General features: G+C 67.2%; 10 protein-coding genes. 9 read left to right on the top strand and 1 reads right to left on the bottom strand.

Features of this window, described 5'->3' with window-relative positions:
* Positions 1 to 69: 69 nt before the first annotated feature.
* The 5 genes from W823_RS46135 to ruvX all read left to right on the top strand — a co-directional run bounded on the left by W823_RS46135 (position 70) and on the right by ruvX (position 6,799).
* A complete protein-coding gene (locus W823_RS46135; protein ID WP_031332563.1) occupies positions 70 to 930 on the top strand; it encodes a transglutaminase family protein in 861 nt (286 codons plus the stop codon).
* Positions 931 to 983: 53 nt separating this feature from the next.
* Positions 984 to 2,135, top strand: coding sequence for a hypothetical protein (locus W823_RS46130; RefSeq protein WP_023959498.1), 1,152 nt, complete (start codon positions 984 to 986; stop codon positions 2,133 to 2,135).
* Between the two features lie 37 nt (positions 2,136 to 2,172).
* Positions 2,173 to 3,573, top strand: a complete 1,401-nt coding sequence (locus W823_RS46125; RefSeq protein WP_023959496.1) for a replication-associated recombination protein A — start codon at positions 2,173 to 2,175, stop codon at positions 3,571 to 3,573.
* A gap of 86 nt (positions 3,574 to 3,659) precedes the next feature.
* Entirely contained in the window at positions 3,660 to 6,326 is a 2,667-nt protein-coding gene (alaS, locus tag W823_RS46120) for an alanine--tRNA ligase (protein WP_023959494.1), read from the top strand.
* On the top strand, positions 6,323 to 6,799 hold the full coding sequence (ruvX, locus tag W823_RS46115; protein WP_023959491.1) for a Holliday junction resolvase RuvX: 477 nt from the start codon (positions 6,323 to 6,325) through the stop codon (positions 6,797 to 6,799). Before alaS ends, ruvX begins: the two co-directional genes overlap by 4 nt.
* Here ruvX and W823_RS57815 read toward each other — a convergent pair.
* Positions 6,781 to 6,969 (bottom strand): hypothetical protein, encoded by a 189-nt coding sequence (locus tag W823_RS57815; protein WP_152538091.1) that lies wholly within the window; start codon positions 6,967 to 6,969, stop codon positions 6,781 to 6,783. The genes ruvX and W823_RS57815 overlap by 19 nt on opposite strands.
* Positions 6,970 to 7,212: 243 nt before the next feature.
* On the opposite strand from W823_RS57815, the gene mltG reads away from it, so the two are divergent.
* From mltG to aroC, 4 genes are read left to right on the top strand one after another with little or no spacing between them, the layout of a single operon-like run.
* Complete coding sequence (gene mltG, locus W823_RS46110) at positions 7,213 to 8,559, top strand: endolytic transglycosylase MltG (protein ID WP_051406561.1); 1,347 nt, start codon at positions 7,213 to 7,215, stop codon at positions 8,557 to 8,559.
* Positions 8,560 to 8,587: 28 nt separating this feature from the next.
* Complete coding sequence (locus W823_RS46105; protein ID WP_369792631.1) at positions 8,588 to 9,367, top strand: shikimate dehydrogenase; 780 nt, start codon at positions 8,588 to 8,590, stop codon at positions 9,365 to 9,367.
* Positions 9,368 to 9,424: 57 nt separating this feature from the next.
* Positions 9,425 to 9,838 (top strand): A24 family peptidase, encoded by a 414-nt coding sequence (locus tag W823_RS46100; RefSeq protein WP_152538089.1) that lies wholly within the window; start codon positions 9,425 to 9,427, stop codon positions 9,836 to 9,838.
* An 18-nt stretch (positions 9,839 to 9,856) separates the two neighbouring features.
* Positions 9,857 to 11,065 (top strand): chorismate synthase, encoded by a 1,209-nt coding sequence (gene aroC, locus W823_RS46095; RefSeq protein ID WP_023959483.1) that lies wholly within the window; start codon positions 9,857 to 9,859, stop codon positions 11,063 to 11,065.
* Positions 11,066 to 11,093 lie beyond the last annotated feature (28 nt).

The raw sequence follows: 11,093 nt of genomic DNA, 5'->3' as shown, positions 1-11,093 counted from the left end.
GGCGAGTTCGAGCCACCAGCCCCGGCGGGGGAGAGCTCCGCGAGCGCCTCGCCGAGTCGGCGGTACGCCGTGCTGCACCGTACCCGTTACGACTACGACGACGTGGTCACCAGTTCATACGGACGAGGACACCTGCAACCCCGTGACATGCCCGGGCAGCGGGTGCTCTCGAGCGAGGTCGAGATCGACCCCGAACCGGCCGACCGGTCCACCGGTGTCGACGCATACGGCAACCACGACTGCTATTTCCATGTCCGCACTCCACATCGGCGGCTCGAGGTCACCGGCCGTTCGATTGTCGAAGTGGATCCGATCGACGACGATGTGCTGCAATCGCCTGCCGCGCAGGCCCCCTGGGAATCAGCCCGCCCGACCGGGATGGTCGGCGCCAGGGCTGCGGAGTTCCGACTCGATCTCGATCCTCCCGAGATCTCGCCCGCGGTGAGGGATTACGCGTCGGCGATCTTCACTCCCGGCAGACCACTCCTCGAAGCCGTGACCTCCCTCACCACGCGCATTTTCCAGGACTTCACCTACCGTTCGGGGTCCACGGCCATCTCCACCCGTGTCAGCACTGTCATGGAGCGCCGCGAAGGCGTGTGCCAGGACTTCGCGCGGGTCGCGATCGCATGCCTGCGGTCCCAGGGTCTGGCTGCCCGGTATGTGTCGGGTTACCTCGCCACCGACCCGCCACCAGGAAAAGAACGGATCTTCGGTGCCGATGCCTCGCACGCATGGGCCGCGGTCTGGCTGCCCGGGGACTCGTGGATCGCATTCGACCCCACCAACGACAAATTGGTCGACGAACGTCACGTCACCGTGGCCTGGGGCAGGGACTACGACGACGTGCCGCCCCTACGCGGGGTCATCTACACCGAATCGCGCAAGAGCAGGATCGAGGTCTCCGTCGATGTGTCGCCACAAATCTGACTTGTCTCGTCGGGTGGGCCCGGGTAAGGCGACCATTGGGTAAGTTGGAGGCGATGACTGTTCTTGCCGATAGCCAGATCACCGGCGCGGTGCAGGCAGCCGAGCGTATTCTCGCAGCTCGGGCCGGCTCCGCGGTGTCCTTAGCCGATCCTGAGGACCTCGGTGGCAGCGGTCGTACCGAGGTGGTGCGGGTCCGGGTCGCCCAGAATCCGTTCTCCGGCGACCGCACCCTGGTGATCAAGGTCTTGGGCGACGGAGACGACGCCGAGTCCAGCGAAGCATTCATTCGCGAGGTTGCATCGTACAAATACGCGACCGCGCTGCCCCTAGAGTCGCGTCCGGGTCCTCAACTGATCGCATTCGACCTCTCCGCTCGTGTTCTGGTGTTGAGCGACCTCGGAGATGGACGATCCATGACCGAGCTGCTGGGCAGTGACGACCGCGCCGCCACGAGCAACGCGGTGAGCGCGTGGGGTCAGGCTCTCGGCCGCATGCACGCTGCCACCGTGGGCGGCGAAGGTGACTTTGCCGCGCTGCTCCGCCAAGGTGCAGCGGGGATCGCGGTGGATGCCCTCCGGGCGCAGTTCGAGGCGGCGGTCAGCGCCGCACCGCGGGTGATCGCGGACACTTTCGGGCTGACGGTGGACCCTGAAGTGCTGGATGCTCTGGGCAAAGCCCGAGCGCTGTTCGGCGAAGGTGAACACCGCGCATTCAGCCCTTCTGACGTCGGTCCGGAGAACATCCTCATCAACGATGAGGGCGTCCAGTTCATGGACTACGAATGGGGCGGTTTCCGCGACGCCTCGCTCGACATCGCCTATGCGCTGGTGACGTTCCGGCCGTGGCTCGCCGCCGACAATGCCGCGCGCATAGTCGAACTCGAGACCGCAATGCTGGACGCGTGGCGCTCGGAAGTGCAGGGCATCTGGCCCAGCCTGGGTTCCGACCGCGAGCTGGCCCGCAAGGCCGTGCTCGCGCGGCTGGCGTGGGTATGGCTTTCCACCGTCTGGATGTTGCCTGCCGACGAGACAGACGTCGGTGCTTCCGACGAGCCGCACGGGCTCGCGATCAGCACATCCGACCCGCGGGTGATCGTCGACCGCTGGGCCGGCCTCGCCGACGCCGCTCGCCGGGCGGAGGCACCGAATCTTGCCCAGTTCGCCGACACGGTCGGTCAGGCGCTGGACTCGTCCTGGCTGCACTGACGGGGCCGCACGAGATGACCGACATCCGGCCTTGGCCATGACCGACGAACAGGGTGGGCTCTTCGCCGCACCCGAGGCACCGCCCGACACGATCACCAAGGGTCTGCCCGGCGCCTCCGCGGGATCACCCCTGGCCGTGCGGATGCGACCGCAGACACTGGAAGAGATTGTCGGACAGGAACATCTGCTGGAGAGCGGGTCTCCGTTGCGCCGGCTGATCGATGGTTCGGGGGCCGCATCGGTACTGCTATTCGGCCCACCCGGCACCGGCAAGACGACGATGGCCTCGCTCATCTCCACTGCAGCAGGCGGACGGTTCGAAGCACTGTCGGCCCTGTCGTCGGGGGTCAAGGAAGTCCGCGCGGTGATCGACGCGGCGCGCCGCCGCCTGATCGCGGGCACTCAAACCGTGCTCTTCATCGACGAGGTCCATCGCTTCTCCAAGACGCAGCAGGATGCCTTGCTCGATGCGGTGGAGAACCGAATCGTGCTACTCGTTGCGGCCACCACCGAGAATCCGTCGTTCTCCGTGGTGGCACCGTTGCTGTCGCGGTCCCTGGTGCTGCAACTGCGGTCCCTGGAAGGGCCGGACATCCGGAAGCTGCTACAGCGAGCTGCATCGGACCCACGCGGTTATGACGGGGCGGTCACGATCGACGACGACGCCCTCGACCACCTGGAGAAGATCTCGGCGGGCGACGCGCGTCGCGGCCTCACGGCACTGGAGGCGGCAGCCGATGCGGCACTTGCCGATTCGATGGCCGACGGCGGTACCTCCCGCGCGACGACAAAGGTCACCCTCGCGCATGTCGAGTCAGCAGTCGATCGCGCTGCCGTTCGATACGACCGTGATGGCGACCAGCACTACGACGTGATCAGCGCGTTCATCAAATCGATCCGCGGATCGGATGTGGATGCCGCACTGCACTACCTGGCCCGCATGATCACGGCAGGCGAGGACCCACGGTTCATCGCACGCAGGTTGGTCGTGCACGCCAGTGAGGACATCGGGATGGCCGACCCCACGGCGCTGCAGACAGCCACCGCTGCGGCGCAGGCGGTTCAACTCATCGGTATGCCCGAGGCGCGGCTCGCCTTGGCGCAGGCGACGATTCACCTGGCGACGGCCCCCAAATCCCCAGGTGTGGTGGCGGCCATCGGCGCAGCGATCGCCGATGTGGAGGGCGGCCGGGCAGGCGCGGTGCCCGCACACCTGCGTGACGGGCACTATGCCGGCGCGGCGAAACTCGGCAATGCCGTGGGTTACCGCTACCCCCACGACGCACCCGGCGGCGTCGTCGGGCAGCAGTACCCGCCGGACGAACTGGTCGGCGTCGACTACTACGAGCCCACCGATCACGGCTACGAGCGCGAGATCGGCCCCCGTCTCGGACGGCTCCGCAACATCATTCGCGGCCGTGGCCGCTCCAACACCTGATTCCGGGGCCGACACCGGTAGTGTGAACACGGCCGTTTGCCGGCGACACGCCGAGCGGCACGCCCCGATGAGTAAGGACTGAACCAGTGCAGACGCATGAGATCAGGAAGCGCTTCCTGGATCACTTCATCAAGGCCGGGCACACCGAGGTACCCAGCGCGTCACTGATCCTCGACGACCCCAACCTGCTCTTCGTGAACGCCGGTATGGTGCCGTTCAAGCCTTACTTCCTCGGCGAGCAGAATCCGTCGTACACCCGGGCCACCAGCATTCAGAAGTGCGTCCGGACACTCGACATCGAAGAAGTGGGCATCACCACCCGCCACAACACCTTCTTCCAGATGGCGGGCAACTTCTCGTTCGGCGATTACTTCAAGCGCGAGGCCATCACCTTCGCGTGGACGTTGCTCACCAACCCGGTGGCAGACGGTGGGTTCGGGATCGACCCGGTCCGGCTGTGGCCGACGGTGTACCTCGACGACGACGAGGCCGAGGCCATCTGGCGCGACGAGATCGGCGTACCCGCCGAACGTATCCAGCGCCGCGGGATGAAAGACAACTACTGGTCGATGGGTGTCCCGGGGCCCTGCGGGCCCTGTTCGGAGATCTTCTATGACCGTGGGCCCGCCTACGGAGTCGAAGGTGGACCCGAAGCCGACGAGGACCGGTACATCGAGATCTGGAACCTGGTGTTCATGCAGAACCAGCGTGGACCTGGTGGCGGCAAGGACGGCTACGAGATCCTCGGGCCACTGCCGAAGCAGAACATCGACACGGGCATGGGCATCGAGCGTGTAGCGTGCCTGCTGCAAGGGGTGGAGAATGTCTACGAGACCGACCTGCTCGCCCCCGTCATCGGGATCGCGCAGCAACTGACCGGCCGCACCTACGGCGCAGGCAACCACGAAGACGATGTCAGATTCCGGGTGATCGCCGACCACGCGCGCACCGCGGTGATGCTCATCGCCGACGGCATCACACCCGGTAACGACGGCCGCGGGTACGTGCTGCGCCGCCTCCTGCGTCGCATCGTGCGATCGGCCCGTCTCCTGGGTGCCGGCGGCGCCACGGTCGGAAGATTCACCGAGGCAGTCATCGATACGATGTCGACGTCGTATCCCGAACTGGCCGAACAGCGTTCGCGCATCGTGTCCCTGGCTGTCGGTGAAGAGGACGCGTTCCTCAAGACCCTGACCGCCGGCTCCAAGTTGTTCGATGACGCCGCGGCGACGACAAAGGCTTCCGGCGTCACCCGGATCAGCGGACGAGATGCATTCGCGCTGCACGACACTTACGGCTTCCCGATCGACCTCACCTTGGAGATGGCCGCCGAAGCCGGACTGTCGGTGGACGAACAGGGCTTCACCGAACTTATGGCAGAACAGCGTCAGCGCGCCAAAGCCGATGCCACCGCCCGTAAGTCGGGTCACGCCGACCTCAGTGTCTATCGGGAGTTCATCGACCGCGGACCCACCGTCTTCACCGGTTTCGATGAACTGGTTTCTGAGGCAACGGTGTTGGGACTCGTGGCCGACGGAGGCAAGGTTCGCAGTGCCTCGGCGGGCCAAGAGGTCGAGGTCATTCTCGACCGCAGCCCCCTCTATGCCGAATCCGGTGGCCAGATCGCCGACATCGGCAGCATCACGACATCGTCCGGACTCCGGATCAAGGTCAAGGACGTCCAGAAGCTCGGTAAGACGGTGTGGCTGCACCGGGCGGTGGTCGAAGAAGGCGAGGTCGCCGAAGGCGATGTGGTGCTCGCCCAGGTGGACACCGCCTGGCGTCACGGCGCCACCCAGGGACATTCCGGAACCCACCTCGTGCACGCAGCGCTCCGGCAGGTCCTGGGGCCCACCGCGACTCAGGCCGGTTCCCTGAACCGACCGGGTTATCTCCGTTTCGACTTCAGTGCGCAGGGCCCGGTCACCGAGGCCCAGCGCGGGGAGATAGAGGAGATCACCAACGCCGCGGTCGAAGCCAATTACCCGGTGAACACCTTCGAGACCAACCTGCCCGAGGCCAAGGCGATGGGCGCCATGGCACTTTTCGGCGAGAACTACGGCGACGTGGTGCGAGTGGTGGAGATCGGCGGGCCGTTCTCGATGGAACTGTGCGGCGGCACCCACGTCGGTGCGTCAGCTCAGGTCGGCCCGGTCACGTTGCTGGGGGAGTCCTCGGTGGGGTCGGGTGTGCGGCGGATCGAGGCCTACGTCGGTCTGGATTCCTACCGCTACCTCGCCAAGGAGCGGGCGTTGTTGGCCGGTCTGGCCTCGAGCCTCAAGGTGCCGTCGGATCAGGTCCCAGCCAGGGTCGAGACCTTGGTCGGCAAACTGCGCGACGCGGAGAAGCAGATCGAGAAGATGCGCGCCGACGCCGCGAAGGCCTCGGTTGGTTCGCTCATCGACGACGCAGTCCGGGTCGGTGACGTGCTGGTGGTCTCCGGCAAACTCGACGGGATGAACGCCGGTGACTTGCGGACGCTCGCCGGCGACCTGCGTGGCCGTGTCGGCTCGGACACTGCGGTCGTCGCCCTCTTCTCCGTGTCGGACGACAAGGTCCCCTTCGCGATCGCCACCACCGCTGCAGCCCGTGACGCGGGTATCAAGGCCGGCGACCTGGTGAAGGATCTGGCGCCGCTGGTCTCCGGTCGCGGCGGCGGAAAGCCGGATCTCGCCCAGGGGTCGGGTACCGACGCCGCCGGCATCGATGCCGCATTGTCTCGGCTGCGCGACCTGGTCGGCGCGAATCGATGACGCTCACGCCGCGGGGGCGGCGCGTGGCCATCGACGTCGGGAGTGTCCGGATCGGGGTCGCGTCCTGCGACCCCGATGGCATCCTCGCGACTCCCGTGGAGACCGTGGCGCGAACTGCCGGCGGCGACGGGGACCTTCGTCGGCTGGAAGAGATCATCGCCGAGTACGAGGCGGTCGCGGTCATCGTGGGGCTACCGAAAACCCTGCGTGACGAGCACGGCCACGCAGCGAAACTGGCGACCGAGTTCGGAAACGCGCTGGCAGACCGGATCTCACCCATCCCGGTGCTCTACAGCGACGAACGCCTCTCGACGGTCACCGCGCAGCAGGCCCTTCGCAGCTCGGGTGTGCGGGCGAAGGCGCAGAAATCGGTTGTCGACCAGGCGGCCGCCACAGCGATCTTGCAGGGATGGTTGGATTTACAGGCGAACCGTCAAGACATGCAGGCGGGCCGTCAGGAAGGACGCGGGTGAGCGACGATCGATCCGATGAACGGGCCACCGGCCGCGGTCACGGCGACCGCCGGGAACAGCATCAGCCTCCCGGTCACCGTCGCAGCCGTTCGGCACAGGACTACGACCCGGAACGGCTGAAGTACTTCACCCGCGGTGGGGACGGTGGTGGCTCTCGTTCTGGTCGTCACGGGCCGAGAGCCATCCCTCCGGGCGGTGCCGACGGGGTGCCGACTGGTCAGCAGCTACCCGGCCGTGGATCCTCGCCCGATCCGTCGTGGGCCCCACCGGAGTCGACCCGTCGACCGGTCCCGCCTCCCGCTGGACCCGCGCCGGGAAGTGGCCCTCGGATGGACACGCCATTCGATCCGCCGCCACCGGGCACGGTTCCGCCCGAACCACGTGGCTCTCGCCACCCCCGTGCGTACGACCCCATGGCATCGCACGATGCGACCGGTCCATATGTGGACCCCGGTCGTGAGGATTTCGACAGGCGTCAACGCGCCGACCGCGACGGCGTGACCGCTGCAGGCGTGGATCCGGCATCCGCGCCGTCGCGACGACGCCCGGATCCCAGATCGGCATTGCCCACCCGAGACCGCTCGCCCAAACGTAGTGCGGCAGCCGAACGGCGCCGCAAACGCAAGAGGGTCGTGATCGCCGCGGCGGTGGCGTTCATGGTGCTTCTCGTCGGTGGGATCGGCTACGCCGGACTCCGGCTGGCCGGACAGTTCGGCGGACCCGACAACTCGGACTTCTCGAACACCGCGGGCACGTCTGATGTGGTGGTACAGATCCCGCCCGACTCGTCGCTCACCGCGTTCGGCGAGATCTTGAAGGATAACAAGGTGGTGGCCAGCGTGGCCGCCTTCACCACCGCGGCCGACGGCAAGCCGATCTCGGCGGGCTTCTACAAGCTGCGCACCGAGATCCCGGCCAGCACAGCGGTTTCCATGCTCACCGACGACAACCGGGTGGGCCGGGTGGTCATCCCTGAAGGCCTGCAGCTCGACACCAAAGAAGGCATCGACGGCAAGACGACGCCCGGAGTCTTCGCTCGCGTCGCCGAGGCCACCAAAATCACCCTGAACGGACAGGAGAGCGGGGTCACCGTCGAGGACCTGGCGCAGGCGGCAGCCACCGCGACACCGCAGGAACTGGGGGTCCCGGCGTGGGCGACCGACGCGGTCACCGCGCTGGCCGGCGACCACCGCAGGATCGAAGGGCTCATCGCGCCGACGCTGTGGGAAGCCATCGATCCGAATCTGAGCCCGGTCCAGATGTTGAACTACCTGATCTCGCGCAGCGCATCCCTGTTCGCGCAGTGGGGCCTGCCGGAATCGGGCACCACGTCGAGCAAGATGACTCCGTACCAGACGCTCGTCACCGCCTCGATCGTCGAACGCGAGGTCAACCGGGCCGACGACTACCCCAAGGTCGCTCGGGTCGTGGTGAACCGGCTCGACGACAATCAGGCATTGCAGATGGACTCCACGGTGAACCACACCTCGGCGATCCAGAACATCGATGTCGCCGGCGACGACTTCACCGCGGACACCAAGTGGAACACCTACCAGCAGAAGGGGCTGCCGCCCACACCGATCGGTGCGGTCGGTCAGCCGGCACTCGAGGCGTCGCTGAACCCGCCGGTGGGCAATTGGCTCTACTTCGTGTCCATCGATCAGCAGGGGACAACCCTGTTCACCGACGATTTCGAGCAGCACAAGCGCAATCGGCAGCAGGCCTGCGACAACGGCGTGCTGCAGACGAACTGTGGTTAGTCGGGCCGCCGCGATCCTCGGGTCGCCGGTGAGCCATTCACGTTCGCCCGACCTCCATCTGGCGGCGTACCGGGCCCTGGGCCTGCGCGACTGGACGTACGAACGTATCGAGTGCACGGCCGAACAGCTACCCGCTCTGGTGGGCGGGCTCGACGATCGGTACATCGGTCTGTCGGTGACCATGCCCGGCAAACGGGCCGCCCTGGACGCGGCGCAGACCCGGACCGAGCGGGCCGCGAAGGTCGGTTCGGCGAACACCCTGGTGAGGACCGATGGTGGCTGGCGGGCCGATTGCACCGACATCGATGGGGCGGCGGCAGCGTTGACAGAACTCGGTGTCGGCGACCTCGGCGGCGCGTCTGCCGTGGTCCTCGGCGCCGGCGGCACCGCTGCGCCCGTTCTCGCAGCACTCGCGGGAGTCCGCGTGGGACACGTGACGGTGGTAGCACGCAGCGCCGCGCGGGCCGAGGAAGCCATTGCTGTCGCAGATGCGTTCGGCCTGCGCACCGAGGTGATCGCTTTTGAACCCGGCCCGGAACTGGCAAGGCGTTCGCGCGAGTGCGCGGTGCTGGTCAACACTGTCCCTGCGGCAGCCGCCGAGCCCCTCGTCGAAGTCGCTGCCGTCGCGCCCCGCCTCTTCGACGTGATCTACAGTCCGTGGCCCACCCCACTGGCAACCGCTGTCGCCGAACGGGGTGGCGCAGTTGTCGGTGGCCTGGTGATGCTGTTGAACCAGGCATACGGCCAAGTCGAACAATTCACAGGCAGACCGGCGCCCAGAGAGGCGATGGCCGCGGTACTGGCCTGATCTGTCCACAGAAGCGCAGCCGTCCACAGCCCTGGCTCATCGGAGCCCTCGCGGCCGGTGACACCGTCCATTGTTGGCGTTGTGCAGATGCTGATGCCCGTGCTGGCGATCTGGTTCGTGGCCTTGTCCGTGTCCGATCTTCGAACCCGCCGGCTACCGAACGTATTGACGGTGCCCGCTGCAGTCGCCTCCCTCGTGGCGGTCGCGATTCACCCCGCCGCCACACCGGGTCTGGTCGTCGCCGTCGGCATCTACCTCGTGGCCTTCTCGCTGCGCGCCTGCGGGGGCGGGGACGTGAAGCTCGCCATCACCGTGGGCGCCCTGGCCGGCTCCGTCGCAGCTGCACTGGCCGTGATCGTCCTGGCCCACATCCTCACCGTGGTGCCTGCGGTGGTCACCGGAGATCGACGGCCGCAGCCCCACGGCCCGGCGTTGTGCGCGGCCACGGCGCTCGTCTGTGGGATCTGGTGAGGGCCTGGCGGGCGACGCGTGGAACAATTGACCACTGTGTTGCGCTGGAGTACTGCCGGAGAATCCCACGGGCCCGCATTGGTTGCCGTTCTGGAAGGAATGGTGGCCGGTGTCGAGGTGACGTCGTCCGAGATCGCCGACCAACTGGCTCGTCGCCGCCTCGGTTACGGACGTGGTGCGCGGATGAAGTTCGAGGCCGACAAGGTCACCATGATCGGCGGTGTGCGCCACGGCGTGACCATGGGTGGACCCGTCGCCATCGAGGTTGCCAACTCCGAGTGGCCCAAGTGGGAGTCGGTCATGTCTGCCGACCCGGTGCCTGCCGAGGAACTCGAGGGGATCGCCCGCAACGAGCCGCTCACACGCCCGCGTCCGGGCCATGCCGACTACGCGGGCATGCTCAAGTACGGATTCGCCGACGCGCGGCCGGTGCTGGAACGGGCCAGTGCACGTGAGACAGCGGCCCGGGTCGCGATCGGCACCGTTGCCCGCAACTTCCTGCGTCAGGTGCTCGGCATCGAGGTGCTCTCGCACGTCATCTCCATCGGCGCCTCCGATCCGTACATCGGGGCAGCCCCCACCCACGCCGATCTCGCGCAGATCGACGCCAGCCCCGTGCGGTCGTACTCCACCGATGCCGAGGCCGCGATGATCGCCGAGATCGAGGCCGCGAAGCGAGACGGCGACACCCTGGGCGGCGTCGTCGAGGTGGTCGCCACCGGGGTCCCGATCGGCCTTGGCTCACACGTCAGCGGAGACCGCAGACTCGATTCCCGTCTGGCCGGCGCACTCATGGGCATCCAGGCAATCAAGGGTGTCGAGGTGGGTGACGGGTTCGAAACCGCCCGTCGCCGGGGGAGTGCGGCTCACGACGAGATGGTGCCCGGACCCCATGGTGCCGTCCGGTCGACCAACCGGGCCGGCGGCCTCGAGGGCGGCATGAGCAACGGCGAGTTCATCCGGGTGCGGGCGGCGATGAAGCCGATCTCGACGGTGCCTCGGGCGCTGTCCACCATGGATATGACCACCGGCGAGCAGGCCACCGCGATACACCAGCGGTCGGATGTGTGTGCTGTTCCCGCAGCAGGAGTGGTTGCGGAGTCGATGGTCGCACTGGTCCTCGCTCAGGCGGCGCTGGAGAAGTTCGGTGGCGACTCGGCTCACGAGACCGCTGACAACCTGGCGGGCTACCTCAAACGCGTCGCCGCGCATCTACCGCAGCCGTGACGTCCGGGCCACGGGCCGTGCTGATCGG

The organism is Williamsia sp. D3 (assembly GCF_000506245.1).
Lineage (GTDB): Bacteria > Actinomycetota > Actinomycetes > Mycobacteriales > Mycobacteriaceae > Williamsia > Williamsia muralis.
Note: the sequence above shows the minus strand (reverse complement) of the source record. Positions and strands in the feature narration are given on the sequence as shown.